Source organism: Streptomyces mutabilis, from assembly GCF_046628145.1.
Taxonomy (GTDB): Bacteria; Actinomycetota; Actinomycetes; order Streptomycetales; family Streptomycetaceae; genus Streptomyces; species Streptomyces mutabilis.
Map to the genome: position 1 here is coordinate 1,878,467 of NZ_CP176874.1, position 17,276 is coordinate 1,895,742.

General features: G+C 72.0%; 14 protein-coding genes and 1 pseudogene. 9 read left to right on the forward strand and 6 right to left on the reverse strand.

The annotated features are described in order from the left end of the window. Nucleotides 1–2 precede the first annotated feature (2 nt). From ACLIN4_RS08300 to ACLIN4_RS08340, 9 genes are all read left to right on the forward strand, one after another. Complete coding sequence (locus ACLIN4_RS08300; RefSeq protein WP_289909745.1) at nt 3–473, forward strand: GNAT family N-acetyltransferase; 471 nt, start codon at nt 3–5, stop codon at nt 471–473. Between the two features lie 78 nt (nt 474–551). Then, a complete protein-coding gene (locus ACLIN4_RS08305; RefSeq protein WP_411575623.1) occupies nt 552–1,550 on the forward strand; it encodes a hypothetical protein in 999 nt (332 codons plus the stop codon). Continuing rightward, nucleotides 1,547–2,818, forward strand: a complete 1,272-nt coding sequence (locus ACLIN4_RS08310; RefSeq protein WP_411575624.1) for a sensor histidine kinase — start codon at nt 1,547–1,549, stop codon at nt 2,816–2,818. Before ACLIN4_RS08305 ends, ACLIN4_RS08310 begins: the two co-directional genes overlap by 4 nt. Before the next feature lie 172 nt (nt 2,819–2,990). Next, nucleotides 2,991–3,650 (forward strand): response regulator transcription factor, encoded by a 660-nt coding sequence (locus tag ACLIN4_RS08315; protein ID WP_100048878.1) that lies wholly within the window; start codon nt 2,991–2,993, stop codon nt 3,648–3,650. Between the two features lie 53 nt (nt 3,651–3,703). Next, nucleotides 3,704–5,158, forward strand: a complete 1,455-nt coding sequence (locus tag ACLIN4_RS08320; RefSeq protein WP_307653000.1) for a peptidoglycan D,D-transpeptidase FtsI family protein — start codon at nt 3,704–3,706, stop codon at nt 5,156–5,158. 152 nt (nt 5,159–5,310) lie between these two features. Next, nucleotides 5,311–5,877: a SigE family RNA polymerase sigma factor gene (locus ACLIN4_RS08325; protein ID WP_411575625.1), complete on the forward strand. Its 567-nt coding sequence runs from the start codon at nt 5,311–5,313 to the stop codon at nt 5,875–5,877. Beyond that, nucleotides 5,874–6,734: a hypothetical protein gene (locus ACLIN4_RS08330; RefSeq protein ID WP_411575626.1), complete on the forward strand. Its 861-nt coding sequence runs from the start codon at nt 5,874–5,876 to the stop codon at nt 6,732–6,734. Before ACLIN4_RS08325 ends, ACLIN4_RS08330 begins: the two co-directional genes overlap by 4 nt. A gap of 109 nt (nt 6,735–6,843) precedes the next feature. After that, nucleotides 6,844–7,677: a pectate lyase gene (locus ACLIN4_RS08335; protein WP_411575627.1), complete on the forward strand. Its 834-nt coding sequence runs from the start codon at nt 6,844–6,846 to the stop codon at nt 7,675–7,677. 250 nt (nt 7,678–7,927) lie between these two features. Then, nucleotides 7,928–10,135: a family 43 glycosylhydrolase gene (locus ACLIN4_RS08340; protein WP_411575628.1), complete on the forward strand. Its 2,208-nt coding sequence runs from the start codon at nt 7,928–7,930 to the stop codon at nt 10,133–10,135. Here the strand turns inward: ACLIN4_RS08340 and ACLIN4_RS08345 are convergent. From ACLIN4_RS08345 to ACLIN4_RS08370, 6 genes and pseudogenes are all read right to left on the reverse strand, one after another. Beyond that, nucleotides 10,116–11,204, reverse strand: a complete 1,089-nt coding sequence (locus tag ACLIN4_RS08345; RefSeq protein WP_107477791.1) for a dienelactone hydrolase family protein — start codon at nt 11,202–11,204, stop codon at nt 10,116–10,118. The genes ACLIN4_RS08340 and ACLIN4_RS08345 overlap by 20 nt on opposite strands. Beyond that, nucleotides 11,188–12,315: a pectinesterase family protein gene (locus tag ACLIN4_RS08350; RefSeq protein ID WP_382087085.1), complete on the reverse strand. Its 1,128-nt coding sequence runs from the start codon at nt 12,313–12,315 to the stop codon at nt 11,188–11,190. Before ACLIN4_RS08350 ends, ACLIN4_RS08345 begins: the two co-directional genes overlap by 17 nt. 76 nt (nt 12,316–12,391) lie before the next feature. Further along, nucleotides 12,392–13,726, reverse strand: a complete 1,335-nt coding sequence (locus tag ACLIN4_RS08355) for a pectate lyase family protein (protein ID WP_411575629.1) — start codon at nt 13,724–13,726, stop codon at nt 12,392–12,394. A gap of 34 nt (nt 13,727–13,760) precedes the next feature. Continuing rightward, nucleotides 13,761–14,561: a rhamnogalacturonan acetylesterase gene (locus ACLIN4_RS08360; protein ID WP_411575630.1), complete on the reverse strand. Its 801-nt coding sequence runs from the start codon at nt 14,559–14,561 to the stop codon at nt 13,761–13,763. 119 nt (nt 14,562–14,680) lie between these two features. Next, nucleotides 14,681–16,045, reverse strand: coding sequence for an ABC transporter substrate-binding protein (locus ACLIN4_RS08365; RefSeq protein WP_107477787.1), 1,365 nt, complete (start codon nt 16,043–16,045; stop codon nt 14,681–14,683). A 166-nt stretch (nt 16,046–16,211) separates the two neighbouring features. Next, a pseudogene (locus ACLIN4_RS08370) lies at nt 16,212–17,255 on the reverse strand (polysaccharide lyase family 1 protein); the annotation flags it as partial. Nucleotides 17,256–17,276: the final 21 nt, after the last annotated feature.

Here is a 17,276-nt window from a genome sequence, read left to right on the forward strand (position 1 = left end):
CCATGCACATCGCACTGCGCGAGGTCCACGACAGCGATCTGCCCGTCTTCTTCCGGCAGATGAACGACCCGGAGGCCCTGCGCATGGCTGCCTTCACCCCGCCGGAGCCCGCCGACTGGGACGCGTTCACGACGCACTGGCACACGATACGGACGTCGCGCGACGTCGTGCGCACCATCCTCGGCGACGGTGACGTCATCGGCAGCGCGGCGGTGTACGGGGATCCGGGCGAGCGCGAGGTGACGTACTGGGTCGACCGGGCGTACTGGGGCAAGGGCGCGGCCACTGCGGCGCTGCGGGCGCTGCTCTCGGAGGTGACCGACCGCCCGCTGTACGCGCGTGCGGCGGCGGACAACACGGGGTCGCTGCGCGTCCTGGAGAAGTGCGGCTTCGAGATGAGCGCCCACGCGCGGGGGTTCGCCCCGGCCCGGGGCGAGGTGATCGACGAGGTCGTGCTCCACCTCGCGGGCTGATCCCCTCCGCCGCGCGGCGGAGACGGATCGTCGGTGCGCAGGACGCCTTTGAGGGTGTCCGCGCGGCAGCGTGGAGGCATGACACCGACTCTCGTCCCCGCCCCGGCCGCCGCACCGGTCGGCACCACCCGAACCCGCAGGTCGCTGCGCGCGGTCGCCGTCCTCGCCTGCCTGCCGTACCTCGGTCTCAAGGTCGCCTGGATCGCCGGGAGTCGGGCCGGGATCCCGGAGGGCAGCGCCCTGCTGGACCATCGTGCCACCATGATCGCGGCCAACGGGGTCACCCTGCTGCTGGACAGCTGTGTGATCGTGCTGGCCCTGATCCTGACCCGGCCGTGGGGCCTGCGCGTGCCCGCCTGGGCGCTGGCGTTCCCGGTGTGGGTCGCCGGCGGGCTGCTCGCGCCGATCATGGCGGGGTTCCCGCTGCAGCTCCTGACGCGGGCGCTCGGCGGTGACACCGCCACGGAGCCCGGCCCGGGGCGCGAACTCTTCCTCGACCCGTGGGTGTTCGGGGTCGTGTACACCGGGTTCATCGTTCAGGGCCTGGCCCTCGGGGCGCTCTTCGCGCTCTACGCCCGTGACCGCTGGGGACGCCTGTGGCGCGGGCGGGTGCGGGAGCTGCCGGTCGGCGTCGTCGCGAGGCCGTACCGGGCCGTCGCCCTCGCCGGGGCGGTCCTCGCCGCGTTCCCGCTCGCCGTCCGGCTGTACTGGGTGTGCGGCGGCACCGCCGGGCTGAAGGACGCCGACCGCACCGCCGACCTTCAGGTGCTGGAGGGCATGCACGCCGGCTTCCTCGTGGCGGCCGTCACCGGCACCCTGCTGCTCGCCTTCCACCGCGCCCGCGTCCTGCCGGTCACCGTACCCCTCGCCTCGGCCTGGGTCTGCTCCGGCGCAGTCGCCTGCTGGGGCGGCTGGATGCTGCTCGCCGCGCTGCTGCCGTCCGACGATCCCGCCGACCGCCCGACACAGCTGCTGGCGGTCACCTACGCTGGCCAGATGACCGCCGGTCTCCTTCTCGCCTCAGTCGGCGCCCACTTCCTCGCCCGGCGGTCGGCCACGGCCCGTACCCGGCCGTGAGCGCCGTCGCCCGGTTCCTGTTCGGCCGGCGGGCGCGCCTGCGGTGGATCCATCTGATCCTCGGCGGCGCGCTCGCCATGCCGTACGTCCTCGTCGGCTCGGTCGTCGTCGGCCCGATCACCGGCGTGGACAACGTCTTCGGGTCCCTCACGCTGCAACTCGCCTCGTTCGCCGTCGGGTTGCCCCTGGCCGCCGTCACCTCGCTGTTCCCGCTCACCCGCCCGCTGGAGTCCGGTGTCGTGCGGTCGCTGTGCGGCGTCGAGGCCGACCTGCTGGCGTACGGGCCGGCCCGGACGAAGGGCGAGAAGGGGCGCACGGCTGCCTGGTTCACGCTGCACCTGGGCGTCGGCGGGATCGTCGCGGGGATGTCGCTCGCGGTGCCGCCCTTCGCGGCGGCGCTGATCGTGCTGCCCTTCGTGCCGGCGCTGCGCGACGACGGGGCGGGGCTGCCCGGCGTCCTCGACCACGCCTGGGCGCTCGCGCTGGCGCCGGTCGCGGGTGGGGCGCTGCTGGTCGCGCTCGCCGGGTGCGCCGCCGGGTGCGGAGCGCTGCTGGCGCGCTGGGCGCCCGCCCTGCTCGGACCGTCGGCCGAGGACCGGGTGGCGGCGGCCGAGGCGCGCGCCGCCGACCTCGCCGTCCGCAACCGGCTCGCGCGCGAACTGCACGACTCCGTGGGCCACGCCCTGAGCGCGGTCACCCTCCAGGCGAGCGCGGCCCGCCGGCTCCTGGATTGCGACCCGGAGTTCGTCCGCGAGGCCCTCGCCGCGATCGAGGACACCACGCGGCGCACGGTGGGCGAACTCGACGCCATCCTGGGCGTCCTGCGCGACGGGGACGCGCCCGGCACCGCCCCCGCCCCCACGCTCGCCGCCGACCTCGACGGCCTGCTGGACCGCACCCGCGCGGGCGGACTGCGGGTGTCGGCCACCGTCACCGCCGACCCCCGGGCGCTGCCCGGGCCGGTGTCCCGGGAGGCGTACCGCATCGTGCAGGAAGGGCTGAGCAACGCGCTGCGGCACGCGGGCGGACGGGTCACCGTGACGCTGCGCGTCGACGTACGGGACGGTCATCTGCGGATCACCGTCGAGAACCCGATCGCGGAAGCGGGCGAGGCCGCCCGCTCCGGCGCCGCCCCGCGTCCCGGCGGCGGCCACGGCCTGCGCGGCGTCGCCGACCGGGCCCGGCTGCTGGGCGGCACGGCGGAGGCGGGCCCCGTCGGGCGGACGTGGCGGCTGCACGTACGGCTGCCGCTCGGGAGGGGCGCGTGACCCACCGCCGCAGACCGGGGCCGGGCCCGTGGCACCACCGCCGGAGGCAGGGAGCGGCCCCGTGACCACGGCAGGAAGCCGGGGGCACCCCCATGACCGGCCACCGCAGACAGCCGGGCCCCATGACCACCACCCGAGTCCGAGAAGAGCCCCCGAAGCCGAAGGAGACCGCGTGACCCGCCCGCCGATCCGGATCGTCCTCGCCGACGACGAGCGCATGGTGCGCACCGCCCTGCGCGCCATCCTCTCCGCCGAGCCGGACCTGGAGGTCGCGGGCGAGGCCGCCACCGGCGCCGAGGCCGTCTCCGTCGTACGGGAGACCCTGCCGGACGTGGTCCTGATGGACGTCCGCATGCCCGGGACCGACGGCATCCGTGCCACCGAGCAGATCCTCGCCACGCTCGCCGAACCACCCCGCGTCGTGGTCGTCACCACCTTCGAGAACGACTCCTACGTCTACGACGCCCTGCGTGCCGGGGCCGCCGGTTTCCTGCTCAAGCGCGCCGACGCGGACACGCTCGTCCAGGCCGTACGGCTGGTCGCGCACAGCGACACGCTGCTGTTCCCGTCGGCGGTACGCGAGCTGGCGGCCGAGCACGCGCGCGCGAACCCCGCCCCGCCGCCCTGGGCGGCGCGGCTGACCGGCCGCGAGGGCGAGGTACTGCGCCTGATGGCGACCGGGCTGACCAACGCCGAGATCGCCCGGCACATGCGGGTGGGGCCGGCCACGGTGAAGACCCATGTGGCGTCGGTGCTGGCGAAGACCGGCAGCCGCGACCGCACCCAGGCGGTCATCCGCGCCTACGAGGCCGGTTACATGAACGGAGGATGAGAAAACGGGCGCGGGGGAACGATTCGCTCCGGCCCGCTCGTCCTGCAAGCGGGATGAACAAGACGATCAGGCGCGCATCGGTCTTCACGCTGCTCCTGGTGTTCGCTCTGCTGGTCAGGGCGACCTGGGTGCAGTTCTACGAAGGCCAGGCGCTCGCGGACGACAAGAACAACCGGCGCAACGCGATCGAGACGTACGCGGAGCCGCTGGGCAACATCATCGTGGCCGGCCGGTCGGTCACCGGCTCGGCGCCCACGGAAGGGGGTGACCTGGCGTACAAGCGGACGTACGAGAACGGCAAGCTGTACGCGGCGGTGACGGGCTACGCCTCGCAGGCGTACGCGCCGACGCAGCTGGAGGGCATCTACCAGGACGTCCTCAACGGCACCGACCCGCGGCTGAAGACGGTGATGGACACGATCACCGGCACGCGGGCCGAGCCGGGCAACGTGGTCACGACGATCGACCCGGACGTGCAGAAGGCCGGGTTCGAGGCGCTGGGCGAGACCAAGGGCGCCGCCGTCGCGATCGACCCGAGGACCGGCGAGATCCTGGCGGTCGTGTCGACCCCGTCGTACGACCCGACGTCGCTGACCGACGCCAACACCGCCGGTGAGGCGTGGGAGCAGCTGACCAGCGACCCGGACAAGCCGCTGACCAACCGCGCGCTGCGCCAGCCGCTGCCGCCGGGCTCCACGTTCAAGCTGGTCGTGGCGGCCGCCGCGCTGGAGGACGGGCTGTACGGGTCGGTGGACGAGAAGACCGACAGCCCGGACCCGTACACGCTGCCGGGCACCGTGACCGACCTGACCAACGAGAACCCGAACGCCCCCTGCGAGAACGCCACGATCCGCACCGCGCTCCAGTACTCGTGCAACAACGTCTTCGCGAAGATGGCCGTCGACCTCGGCCAGGACAAGCTGCGGGCGATGGCCGAGAAGTTCGGGTTCAACGACGAGACGCAGGACGTGCCGGTGCGGGCGTACACGAGCGGGTACCCGAAGGACATGAACGAGTCGTCGACGGCCCTGACGGGCATCGGCCAGTTCGACGTGACGGCGACCCCGCTCCAGATGGCCATGGTGTCGGCGGCGCTGGCCAACGGCGGTGAGCTGGTCTCGCCGCACATGGTGTCGCAGATCACGGACAGCGGCGGCGACGTCCTGGAGGACCACACCGACCCCGACTCGAAGCGGATCGTCTCCTCCACCACGGCCGAGCAGCTCCAGTCGGCGATGCGGACCGTCGTCGAGGACGGCACCGGTTCGAACGCGCAGATCCCCGGCGCGACCGTGGGCGGCAAGACGGGCACGGCCCAGCACGGCGAGAACAACAGCAAGACCCCGTACGCCTGGTTCACCTCGTACGCCGAGTCCGACTCGTCGGACCGGGAGGTCGCGGTGGCCGTCATCATCGAGCAGTCCGACGCGGCCCGCTCCGAGGTCAGCGGCAACGGCCTGGCGGCCCCGGTCGCCAAGGCGATGATGGAGGCGGCGCTCAAGGGTTAGTCCAACGAGCGGGACACTTCGGCCGGTTCGGCTCTTCACACAGCGTTCGACGCACCGTACAGGTGGTGCGTCGAACGCTGCTACAGTTCCGGATTCCGGCCCGGCGCACGGCTGTTCGACGCCGGGGAAGCCGCTGCGAGGAGAGTCCGCCCGTGGGGACAGTCGTCGACGACGCCGCCTCCGTGGAGTTCCACGCCTTCTTCGAGCGCCACTACGCGGAACTCGCGCGGCTGGCCCACCTGCTGACGGGCGAGCCGGACGCCGCCGACGACCTCGCGGCGGACGCCCTGCTGGCCCTGTGGCACCGCTGGGACCGGGTCCGCGCGGCCGACCGTCCGGCGGCCTACGCGCGCGGGGTCGTCGCCAACCTCGCCCGCACCCGCATCCGCACCGCCGTGCGCGAGCGCAGACGGATCGCCCTGTTCTGGTCGCAGCGCGAGGAGCGGACGGAGAACCCGGACGTCGCGGGCGTGGTGGACGTGCAGGAGGCGCTGCGCCGACTGCCGTTCCGCAAGCGGGCGTGCGTGGTGCTGCGGCACGCGTTCGACCTGTCGGAGAAGGACACGGCGCTCGCCCTGGGCGTCTCGGTGGGTACGGTGAAGAGCCAGACGTCGAAGGGAATGGCCGAACTGCAGCGGTTGCTCGGCACGCAGACGGCCGTGCGACAGGTGCACGCGGCGGTCGCGCGCAGTGGCGAGGCCGCGGGAAGGAACCGATGACCGGCCGGCGGGACGTGGACGAGGAGCTGCGGGTCCGGCTGCACGAGGCTGCCGGTGCGCACCAGCCCGACCGGGCGCGCATCCTGGCCCGGGTGGAGCGCGGCATGGCGGGCGAGGAGCGCCCGCACCAGCACCGGGCGACGCGTCCGCCCGTGTTCGGCTGGGCGCGGGTGGCCGGGGCGACGGCCGCGGTGGCGGGGGTCCTCGCGGTCGGCGGGTACGCGGTCGCGTCCGCGGTCAAGGACGACGCTCCCCCGCAGCGTTCGGTGGCCACCTCGCCGACCCCCACACCGTCGCCGCGGGACACGACGAGCCGGGCGCCGGTCCCTCCGGCCGACCCGACCCCGAGCGCCACCGCGCCCGGGTCGAAGGCCCCGGACGCCCCCGCGTCCACCCGGCCGCCGGCCGCGACCTCGACGGCGACCGGGACCGCCCCTCCGCCCGCGACCTCCGTGGAGGACGGCCCGCTCTGGTCCGACGGTTCGGTGGACCCGCACAGCAACGACTTCTGGGCGCAGAGCAACGTCACCCTCAAGACCGGTGAGCCCCTCACCGCGCTCACCGTCGAACTGCGGGTGGCGCAGACCGGCGGGGTCGCCTCGACCGGCGCCTGGCGCTCGCTGCCCGAGGAGGACTTCACCTTCACCGTCGACGAGCGGGACGGCTTCCTGGTGTACCGGTGGACGCTGAAGGAGGGCCGCACGGTACCGGCGGGCGAGTGGATGTTCGCCGGCCAGTACGACCACGAGAGCGGCGGCCGGGACGCGCACGGCGACCGCTACACCGCGACGGCGACCGCCGGGTCCGGGAAGCTCTCGGTGGGGGGCGACTTCGCACCCCGCGACGGCGGTTCGTGACGGCGGCCCTGACGGCGGTCGTGAAAAAGATCTGAAGTCACGGCAACCCTTTCTCCACCGGTGGCGACCAGGAAGCGCAAAGTTCCTCTCCCCACGCAAGGAAATGGGCATGACTGCACGAGCTGAACAGCGCGTCCGCCACCGCCGCCGGGTCACCAAGCGCCGGGCGGTGATCGCCGGGACCGCTGCCTTCGGCCTCACCGGGGCCGCGATCGTCACCACGACGATGCTGTCCACCGCGGGTGCCGCGTCGTCCTGGCCCGAGGACACCGGCAGCAAGCCCGTCTCGTCGACGATCCCGGTCAAGGGGACCTACGACGGCGGGATGAAGAAGTTCTACGGCACCGGCGAACTGGGCGGCGACGGCCAGGACGAGGGCCAGGACCCGGTCTTCGAGCTGGCGGACGGCGCCACGCTGAAGAACGTCATCATCGGCACCCCGGCCGCCGACGGCGTCCACTGCAAGGGCTCCTGCACGCTGCAGAACGTGTGGTGGCTGGACGTCGGCGAGGACGCCGCCAGCTTCAAGGGCACCTCGGCCTCCGCGGTCTACACGGTGCAGGGCGGCGGCGCGAAGAACGCCGACGACAAGGTGCTCCAGTTCAACGGCGCGGGCAAGCTCGTCGTCTCGAAGTTCCAGGTCGAGAACTTCGGCAAGCTGGTGCGCTCCTGCGGCAACTGCAAGAAGCAGTACAAGCGCACCGTCATCATCAACGACGTGGACATCACCGCGCCCGGCAAGTCGATCGTCGGCGTCAACCAGAACTACGGCGACACGGCGGCCCTGCGCAACGTCCGCATCCACGGTGACGGCAAGAAGAAGATCGAGACCTGCGCCCGCTACGCGGGCAACAGCAGCGGCAAGGAGCCGAAGAAGCTCTCCCCGGTCGGCCCGTACGGCAAGACCTGCGACTTCACCGCTTCGGACATCACCTACAAGTAGCCCGATCTACCGGTAGCCCGTCCGAGCCTTCAGGACCACCGGCCCGCCCCCCGGGCCGGTGCGCGCCGCCCGAGCCCCCACTCGGCCGGCCCTTCGAACGCCCCCGCCCGGTGACGACCGGCGGGGGCGTTCCCCTGTGCGGAACCGAAACTTTCGGGCTCTGCCGTCCCGTTGACGCCTCACTCCCCGCTGGTGACACTCCGAGAGCACGCCACCCAACAGAATCCCCCAGACTCCCACAGGAAGTGTCATGCGCCGTCCCACCGCCCGTCGCACGCTCCTGGTCCCCTTCCTCGCCCTCCTCCTCGCCCTGCTCGCCGCCCCGCCGGGCACCGCACACCCGGGAGCACCGCCCGTGCCGAAGTCCCCGTACGCCGGATACCTCTTCGCCTACTTCACCGGCGAGGGCACCGCCGACGGCGAACAGATCCGCTACGCCCTCAGCCGGGGCGACGACGCCCTGCACTGGCGCGAACTCAACGCGGGCAAACCGGTCCTGACGTCCACGATCGGCGAGCAGGGTCTGCGCGACCCGTTCGTGATCCGCTCCCCCGAGGGCGACAGGTTCTACATGATCGCCACCGACCTGCGCATGTACCGCAACAGCAGCGGCAGCTGGGACGAGGTCCAGCGGCACGGCAGCAAGTCGATCATGGTGTGGGAGTCCACCGACCTGGTCCACTGGACCGACCAGCGCCTGGTGAAGGTCGCCCCGGACAACGCGGGCAACACCTGGGCGCCCGAGGCCTACTGGGACGACGAGCTCGACGCGTACGTGGTCTTCTGGGCGTCGAAGCTCTACGCCGACGACGACCCGGACCACACCGGCTCGACGTACAACAAGATGCTGTACGCGACCACGAAGGACTTCCGCACCTTCAGCGAGCCGAAGGTCTGGAACGACCCGGGCTACTCGGTCATCGACTCCACGGTCGTCGAGCACGAGGGCACGTACTACCGCTACACCAAGGACGAGCGCGACCCGTCCTCCGGCTCGCCGTGCTCGAAGTTCATCACCGGCGAGAAGTCGGCTTCGCTGACCGACACCTCGTACGACTTCGTCTCCGACTGCATCGGCCGGGGCGCGATGGAGCGCGGCGAGGGGCCGACGGTCTTCAAGTCCAACACCGAGGAGAAGTGGTACCTGTTCGTCGACGAGTACGGCGGCCGGGGCTACCTCCCCTTCGAGACCACCGACCTCGACTCCGGCGAGTGGACGCCGTCGACCGACTACCAGTTGCCCGCCAGTCCCCGGCACGGCACGGTGATCCCGGTGACGCAGGCGGAGTACGACCGGCTGCTGGCCGCCTACCCCGCGAGCCCCGCCTCGATCGTGGACGCCACGGCACGCGGGCAGAAGGGGTACGCGGTCGTCAGCGAGGAGACCGGCAAGGTCGTCCTGCCGATGGAGCCGCGCACGAACCTGCGCGACCTCGCCCCGAAGCTGTGGGTCGGCGAGGAGGCGACGCTCAGCCCGAGGTCGGGCACGCGCCGCGACTTCCGCACGCCGCAGACGTACACGGTGACGGCCGCCGACGGCACGAAGCGCACCTGGACGGTGGAGGCGGTGCCCACCCGCAGCCCGGTCCTGCCCGGCCTCTACGCGGACCCGGACGTGCGGTACATGGACGGCCGGTACTGGATCTACCCGACGACGGACGGCTTCCCCGGCTGGAGCGGCACGCGGTTCAAGGCGTTCTCCTCCAAGGACCTGGTCCACTGGAAGGACCACGGCGTCGTCCTCGACCTGGGGCCGGACGTGAGCTGGGCCGACAAGAACGCCTGGGCGCCGGCGATCGCAGAGCGCGACGGGAAGTACTACTTCTACTTCAGCGCGGAGCAGCAGATCGGCGTCGCGGTGGCCGACTCCCCGGCCGGCCCCTTCGAGGACGCGCTCGGCGAACCGCTGGTCCCGAAGGGGCGGTTCGAAGGCCAGATGATCGACCCGGCCGTCTTCACGGACGACGACGGCACCTCGTACCTGTACTGGGGCAACGGGCACGGCTACGTCGCCCCGCTCGACGACGGCATGGTGTCGTTCGACGCGTCGCGGATGAAGGACATCACCCCGGAGAACTTCCGTGAGGGCTCGTTCGTGGTGAAGCGCGACGGGACCTACTACTTCATGTGGTCCGAGGACGACACCCGCAGCGAGAACTACCACGTGGCCTACGCGACCGGCCCGAGCCCGCTCGGCCCGTGGACGAAGCGGGGCACGATCCTGTCCAAGCGCCCGGAGTACGGCATCCTCGGCACCGGCCACCACTCCGTGGTCAACGCCCCCGGCACCGACGACTGGTACATCGTCTACCACCGGTTCGCCCTGAACGGCCCGGGCAGGCCCGGCGGGGACGGCACGCACCGGGAGACCACGATCGACCGGCTGCGCTTCGCGGCGGACGGCTCGATCGAGCCGGTGGTGCCGACCCTCGGGTCGGTCAGTCCGGTGCGGCGGTGACCGACTCCAGCCAGGCGAAGACCTCGTCCTGCACGCGCCGAGGGAAGGCGTGCCCCATGTCCGGCCGGGTCTCCGTGCGCAGCCGGTCGGCGGCGCCGCGGGAGTGCCAGACGGCGCGCAGCCGGGCGTAGGCGGTGCGGACGCCCTCGGCGGTGAACAGCGGGTCCTGTTCACCGCCGAGGAACAGCATCGGCTTGGGTGCGGCGATGCTCGCCACGTCGGGCAGGTCGAGGTGGCGGGCGAGCCCGGGGTGCAGCATGTGGAAGGCGGACTGTCCGCGCAGGGTGTTGTTGCCGGGCACCAGCATCCCCTTCAGGCCGGTCATCCAGCACACGCTCACCGCGGCGGCGACGTCGTCGCTGAGGGCGGCGGTCTGCCAGGCGCGGTAGCCGCCCATGGAGAAGCCCGCCGCCGCGACCCGGCGGGCGTCCACGCGGTCGAGACCGGCCAGGAAGCCGGCGGCGCGCTGGTCCTCGCGGGCCAGCAGCCCGGCCAGCGAACTGCCGAGGTGGAAGAGGTTGCTCGCGAGGGCCTGCTGCCGCTCGTAGGTGAGCGGTTCGCGGTCGCCCCAGCCCAGCGCGTCGGCGCAGAACACCACGTAGCCGCGCCGGGCCAGTTCGTCGCCGGGGAAGCGCCCGTCGAAGTGCCGGTCCGCCCAGTCGACGGCGGCGGCGAGCCGGGTGTCGTCGTACCAGGGCCGGACCAGTTTCTCCTTGCCGATGTCGAAGCGGGAGCCGTGGTCGTGCAGGAGCAGCACGGCCGGGAAGGGCCCGGTGCCGTGCGGGGTGAGCAGGGCGCCGCGGACCCGTCCGTAGCGGGTGAGGGAGAGGGTGACCAGCTCCCGCGTGTACCCGTCGCCGTCCGAGCGGGCGGTGAACTGCGGGGCGTACGGGGTGTCGTCCTGCCGGTCGACGAGGAGATGTGCCTCCACGGTGGCGCGGGCGGTGCGCCGCCACGCCTCGAAGTCCCGGACCGGCGAGGTGCCCCAGGCGAGCGGGAAGGTCAGCTCGTCCTTGAGCGCCGGGTGGAAGCCGGGCAGGGCGTCGGGCGGGTCACCGGCGGCGGGCATACGGCCGCCAGTCGCCGAGGTACGCCTCCCGGGTGTGCGCGGCGGCCTCGGCGCGGGTGAGCTGCGGCCGGTTCTCCGGCACGGTGACCGCCGCGCCGGGGCCGGTGTTGCGGTACTCCCGGAAGCGCTGGTCCTGCCACGGGTGAGCGTCCCTCATGTCGGCGTACGGCGCGACGGCGTCGATGCCCGCGCCGAGGTGGCTCTCGCGCACGGTGAGCATGGGGCGGGCGGTGGTGTCGGAGCTGGGCACCCAGGGGCGGGCCAGCTTGTAGTAGCCGTCGGGGGCCTCGCTGCTGACCCGGCCGCGCGTCACCAGGTAGCCGCGCGGGTTGGCGCCCGCGGTGGACGGCGCGAAGACGAAGCCGTAGGGGGCACCGGACAGGTCGGTGCGGACCAGGGTGCGGAAGTGGCAGTCCTCGTACACGGCGGTGGCCCGGCCGAAGACGAAGTCGACGTCGCCCTCGACGTAGCAGTGCGCGTAGTACTGGCGGGCGAAGTGGCCGAGGTCGCGGGTGTCGGCGTAGAGGGTGTCCTGGTGGCCGAGGAACCGGCAGTGGTGGAAGGCGCTGCGGTCGCCCTGGACCTTGATGGCGACGGCCTGGGTGCCGGTCCAGCCGGGGTGGTCGGCGCGCAGCCAGTCGTTGGCGAAGGTGATCCGGTGGGCGGTGAAGCCGTCGGCCCGCACGGTGGTGGTGGCCGACCCACTGGTGCCGTAGGTGCCGGAGCCGTCCGGTTTGGGGGTGCCGGCCGCGTTGTCGTACACGATGACGACGTCGCGCGGGTCCTGGGAGGCGCCGATCCAGGTCGCGTCGGTGCGGTCGGCGTCCACGGACACCGTCTCGCGGTAGGTGCCGGGCGCGAGGACCAGCGTCCAGCCGCTGCCCTCGGCGGCGGTCACAGCGGCCTGGACGGACGTGAAGTCGCCGCGGCCGTGGGGGTCGACGTACAGGGTCTTCGGGGTGCGGCGGTCGGCGGGTGAGCCGTACCGGCCGAACGGGCGGGGGCGGGGACGGGTGCCGGCGGTGGCGGGGCCGGCCGCGAGGCCGAGGGCGGCGCCCGCGCCGGCGGTGGTCAGGAGGAAACCTCTGCGGGACAGGGCGGGTCGGTGCATGCGGGTGCTCTCCTTCGGGGTCCGGGAGGGAGGGCCGGGGCGGTGCGGGCGCCCCGGCCCGGTTCGTGGACGGGCGTCAGCGCAGGCGGCCGGCGCCCGCGCCGTGGTCGACGACGCCGGGGACGGCCCGGGCGGGGAGGACCTTGGTGCGCAGGGTGGGCGTCCAGCCCGCGCCCGACTGGAGGGTCTCGTCCGGGATCTCGGCGTTGTGCACGGCGATCAGGTCGACCGCGCGGCCGTTGACCCGGTTGTGCGCGGCGGTGACCGGCGCCTCGCTCCACTTCTTGAGCACCTTCGCGGGGCTGACGCCGTCCGGCAGGGTGAAGGCGTTGTGCTCGGCGACGAGCTGGGACTCCTTGCCGACGCCGAAGCTGTAGGCGTAGTCCTCGCCGGCCACGAAGTGGTTGTTGTAGACGTCGACCTGGCCGAACCGCACCCGGGGCGCGCGCTCGACGAGGTCCTTGAAGAGGTTGTGGTGGAAGGTCGTCTTCAGGTGGCCGCGGTCGACGACGGCCGTCGACTCGCTGTCGCTGTTGCCGATCAGGATCGTCTTGTCGTGCTCGGTGAAGACGTTCCAGGAGGCGGTGACGTAGTCGGCGCCCTTGACGATGTCGAGCTGGCCGTCGTGCTGCTGGTACAGCATGCCGAAGTAGGCGGGCGCCTCGCTGTCGGGGTGCTCGCCGTCGGTGAAGGTGTTGTGGTCCAGCCACACGTGGGTGGAGCCGTGCACGACGGCGCTGTCGTACTCGGAGTTCCAGTTGCCCTTGTCGCCGTCGGTGGGGTCCCACTGCGGGAAGCAGTCGACGGGGCTCTCGAAGGTCAGGTTGCGGACGATGACGTTGTCCACGCCCTTGATCTGGAGGCTTGCGCCCTTGAGCCCGGCGTTCCGGCCGACGCCGATGATGGTGGTGTTGGCGGGGACGTTCGCCTTGATCGCCTCGTCCTGCTGTGCGGCGGAGGCGCGGCGCAGGCCCTCGGGGCTGTCGTCGGGCTCGTCGCTCAGGTCGGTCTCGGTGCCCCAGCTCTCCGGGGAGTACTTCTCCAGGTACGCGTCGAAGTCGTAGCCGGGCACGGCGAAGGCCTCGCAGCCCTGGGAGACGGCGTCGATCGTGCCCCGCACCTTGACGATCCTCGGCGCGGTGCCCTCCACCGCGAGGGCGGCCTTGAAGTCGTCCCAGGTGGAGACGGTGAACACGCGCTCCTTGACGGCGTCCGCCCCGCCGGTGGTGCCGGTGCCGTGGGAGGCCCAGCCGTCGCCGGCCGGCAGGGTCTGCCGGGCGGTGTCGCGGGGGTGGTGGTGGCCGGGGCGGGCCTGCGCGGTGGCGGCGGTCAGGCTCAGTACGAGGGCGGTGCAGCCGACGAGCGCGGCGGTTCTCTTGGTGGCATGCCCATGCCATCTCGATGTGCTCATGGTGCGGCTCTCCTTTTCCGGAAGTGTCGGGGTGCTACGCGGTGGCCGGCGCGGGCCACTCGATCCAGGACTCGGGGATCTCCTCGTCCAGCCGCCGCACGTCCCGGTGCGCCAGCACCCGCGTGCGCAGCAGTTCCCGCGCGACGAGCCGGGCGACCGCGATCGCGCCGGGCGGGTTGAAGTGGGTGTTGTCCTGCTCGGTGGCGGTCCAGTTGAAGTACGCCTTGGTGCCCTCGGCACCGAGCCGCTGCCACAGCGCGAGCGACAGCGCCTGTACGTCGAGCAGCGCCACGCCCTCCTCCCGGGCGAGCGCCCGCATCGCCGCCGGGTACTCCCCGTGGCTGGGCCGCGCGTCGCCCGCCGCGTCGAACCGCCGCCGCTCGACGGGCGTGGCCAGCACCGGCCGCGCCCCGCGGGCCCGCGCGCCCTCGGCGTACAGCCGCAGATGGTCCTGGTACGTCGTCCAGGGCTCGGTGTAGCGGGTGGGGTCCGCCTCCTTCTCGTCGTTGTGCGCGAACTGGACGAGCAGGAAGTCGCCGGGCCGGATCGCGTCGAGGACGACGTCCAGCCGCCCCTCGTCGACGAAGCTCTTGGAACTCCGCCCGTTCACGGCGTGGTTGGCGACCTGGAGGTCCTTGCGGAGGAAGAAGGGCAGCGCCATGCCCCACCCGGTCTCGGGCGCGGCGTCGGCGTACTTCTGCGCGGCGGTGGAATCACCGGCGATGAAGAGGGTGCGGGAGCGGCGCCCGCCGGCTCGGGCGGTGCCGGTGGCGGCGAGCGCCAGAGGGACGGCGGAGACGGCGGCCGCAGTGACTTGTCTTCGGCTCAGTGACACATCTGTGCCTTTCGGGAGGGGATGGACAGCCCCCGGAGGGGCGGGGAACCGGGCGACCTGCCGAGGACGGCCCGCAGCCCGCAGACCACGGGCCGTCCCACGGCGGGATTCGCAGCCGACTAGCCCATCTGCTCCGTCCACTCGGTCTGCGCCTCGTTCAGCTTCTCGGCCAGCCCGTCCAGGAAGTCCTTCGCGCTCATCTCACCGAGCAGCACCTTCTGGAACCCCGCCTCGCTCTCCGACTTGGACAGCGTGTTCCAGTCCGGCAGGTAGTACGGCAGCTGGACGATGGTCGTGGACCCGTCGTTCAGCGCCTCCGCCGCCAGCTTCGTCGGCTCGGCCTTCTGGATCCACGCGTCCTTGGCGGCCTCCGTGTTCGACGGCACCTGCCCGGCCGACTCGTTGAACTTCGAGTTCTGCTCGTGCGACGTGGCGAACTCGATGAACTTCCAGGCGGCCTCCTTGTTCTTGGAGCTCTTGAAGATGCCGAGCCCGTCGACCGGGTTGGACACCTGGACCCGCTTGCCGGTGGCGCCGACCGGCTGCGGGATGCCGCGGAACTTGTCGACGCCGAGCGCCTTCACGTGGTCCTGGTAGGAGCCGAGGTTGTGGTTGAGCATGCCGATGGTTCCCGAGTCGTACTGGGCGACCATCTTGGCGAAGTCGTTGTTGACGTCCGCCGCGGGCGTGACCTTCTTGTAGAGGGCCGCGTACTTCTCCAGCGCCTCGACGTTCTTCGGGTCGTTGACGGTCGTCGTCTTCTTGTCCTCGCTCCAGAACGAGGTGATGCCGGACTGCCCGTACATGGCGTCGAGCGCCTGCGCGATCGATCCCGACCCGCCGCGGATGGTGTAGCCGAACTCGTTCTTGCCCCTGTTCGTCAGCTTCTCGGCGGCTTCGTAGAACTTGTCCCACGTCGTCGGCGCGTCCAGCCCCGCCTTGTCGAACAGGTCGGTGCGGTAGTACAGGACGCCGTTGTTGGCGGAGGTCGGCACCGAGTACAGGGTGCCGTCGCCACCGCCGGCCGCCTTCAGGGACTCGACCATGTCCTTGTTGAGCTTGCCGCTCAGGGAGGACTTGGTGAGCCGGTCGTCCAGCGGCTCCAGGGCGCCCTGGGCCGAGAAGCCGGCCAGCATCGCCGCGCCGACACCGCCGACGTCCGGCAGGCCGCCGCCCTGGATGGCGGTGTCGACCTTCGACTGGTACTCGGTGGCGGCGATCCCGACGTACTCGACGTCGATCTCCGGGTTCGCCTTCTCGAAGTCGGCGATGATCTCCTTCCAGACGGCCGTACGGATACCGCCGTTGTTGTCCCAGAAGACGATCTTGCCCGTGCCGCTGCCTTCGGCGCCCTTGTCGCCGCCCGCTCCGCTGCCGTCGTCACCGCAGGCGGTGGCGGTCAGCGCGAGCACGGCCCCCAGGGCGACGGCGGCGGAGGTCCGGCGCCTGCCTGTGCTTCTGCTGCTGCGATTGCTGATCTTCATTGGTCGGCTCTCTTCTTCTGGATCCAACAAGCGGTGGAACGGAGCGGTGAACGGGCTGAACACGTGGGGGGGGTCAATGGGTGGTGCAGTGGGTGGTGCAGTGGGTGGTGCAGTGGGTGGTGCAGAGGGTGGTTCCGTGGGTGGTTCCGTACTGGCTTCAGCGGGCGCCGAGTTGCTTCTGCGGCCCGGAGAAGCGCTTGACCAGTGCCGGGACGGCGGCCGCCGGGTCGAGCCGGTAGTCGTAGAAGTCGTCCGGCTCGAAGGCGTCGCCCCACGCGTCGTGCCGGCCGGTCGTGCCCTTCAGGATCGATCCGCGCTGCACCAGTTCCGCGCCGGCGTCCGCCTGGTAGGGGTGCTGGACACCGTCGTAGTAGCTGTTCTCGATGACCATCCGCGTCGCGCCGCGCGCCCAGTTCCCGTACGTCCACTGCGGGTCGCCGTCGTCGACCTGGGCGGAGAGGTAGTTGTTGTACAGGTGGGCGTAGGCGCAGTTGTCGGCGGACGGGTTGCGCTGCTTGGTGCCGGTGAACCAGTTGTGGTCGATGGTGATCTGGGTGCGGACGTTGTCCGTCCAGCCGATGCCGAGGGCCTTGTTGTGGTTCTCGAACCGGTTGTAGGAGACGGTGACGTACTCGCTGTCCTTGCGGATGTCGAGCAGGCCGTCGCCCATGTGCGTGAGGCGGTTGTGGTCGATCCAGACGTGGTGGACGGAGTCCATCTGGATGGCGTCGAAGTCGCTGGTCTTGCCGTCCCAGTCACCCTCGACGTAGCTGTCCCTGATGGTCAGGTTGCGGATGATCACGTTGTGCGTGCCGGGGTTCAGGTGCAGTTCGCCGTGGACGATCTCGCCGGTGTCGCCGACGCCGATGATCGTCTTGTCGGAGGCGACCACGATGTCCGAGCCGAAGGGAGCCACGGTGATCGAGCCCGCCACCCGGATGACGTACGGCTCCTTCGCCGCCGCGTACTTCGCCAGCGCCGCCTGGTCGGTGACGGTGACGACCCGGCCGCCCGCACCGCCCGTGGTGCCGCCGGCGAGGGAGGCGAAGCCGTGGGCCCGGTCGGTGTGGCGGGGCGGCGCTCCCGCCTCCTCGGCCGGGGCGGCCTGGGCCTCCCCGACCGCCCCGAGGGTCAGGGCGGCCACCAGGCCGAGTACGGCGGCCAACGCCCTGCCGGTCCCCGGCAAGCGCTTGCTACGGAGGTGCGTCATTGCGGCTCTCCCAACAGGCGT

Excerpts from the sequence above, each read along its gene's own strand:
- ACLIN4_RS08340 (WP_411575628.1), top strand. The coding sequence starts at position 7,928 with ATGCGCCGTCCCACCGCCCGTCGCACGCTCCTGGTCCCCTTCCTCGCC.
- ACLIN4_RS08335 (WP_411575627.1), top strand. The coding sequence starts at position 6,844 with ATGACTGCACGAGCTGAACAGCGCGTCCGCCACCGCCGCCGGGTCACC.
- ACLIN4_RS08350 (WP_382087085.1), bottom strand. The coding sequence starts at position 12,315 with ATGCACCGACCCGCCCTGTCCCGCAGAGGTTTCCTCCTGACCACCGCC.
- ACLIN4_RS08330 (WP_411575626.1), top strand. The coding sequence starts at position 5,874 with ATGACCGGCCGGCGGGACGTGGACGAGGAGCTGCGGGTCCGGCTGCAC.
- ACLIN4_RS08345 (WP_107477791.1), bottom strand. The coding sequence starts at position 11,204 with ATGCCCGCCGCCGGTGACCCGCCCGACGCCCTGCCCGGCTTCCACCCG.
- ACLIN4_RS08320 (WP_307653000.1), top strand. The coding sequence starts at position 3,704 with ATGAACAAGACGATCAGGCGCGCATCGGTCTTCACGCTGCTCCTGGTG.
- ACLIN4_RS08355 (WP_411575629.1), bottom strand. The coding sequence starts at position 13,726 with ATGAGCACATCGAGATGGCATGGGCATGCCACCAAGAGAACCGCCGCG.
- ACLIN4_RS08305 (WP_411575623.1), top strand. The coding sequence starts at position 552 with ATGACACCGACTCTCGTCCCCGCCCCGGCCGCCGCACCGGTCGGCACC.
- ACLIN4_RS08300 (WP_289909745.1), top strand. The coding sequence starts at position 3 with ATGCACATCGCACTGCGCGAGGTCCACGACAGCGATCTGCCCGTCTTC.
- ACLIN4_RS08365 (WP_107477787.1), bottom strand. The coding sequence starts at position 16,045 with ATGAAGATCAGCAATCGCAGCAGCAGAAGCACAGGCAGGCGCCGGACC.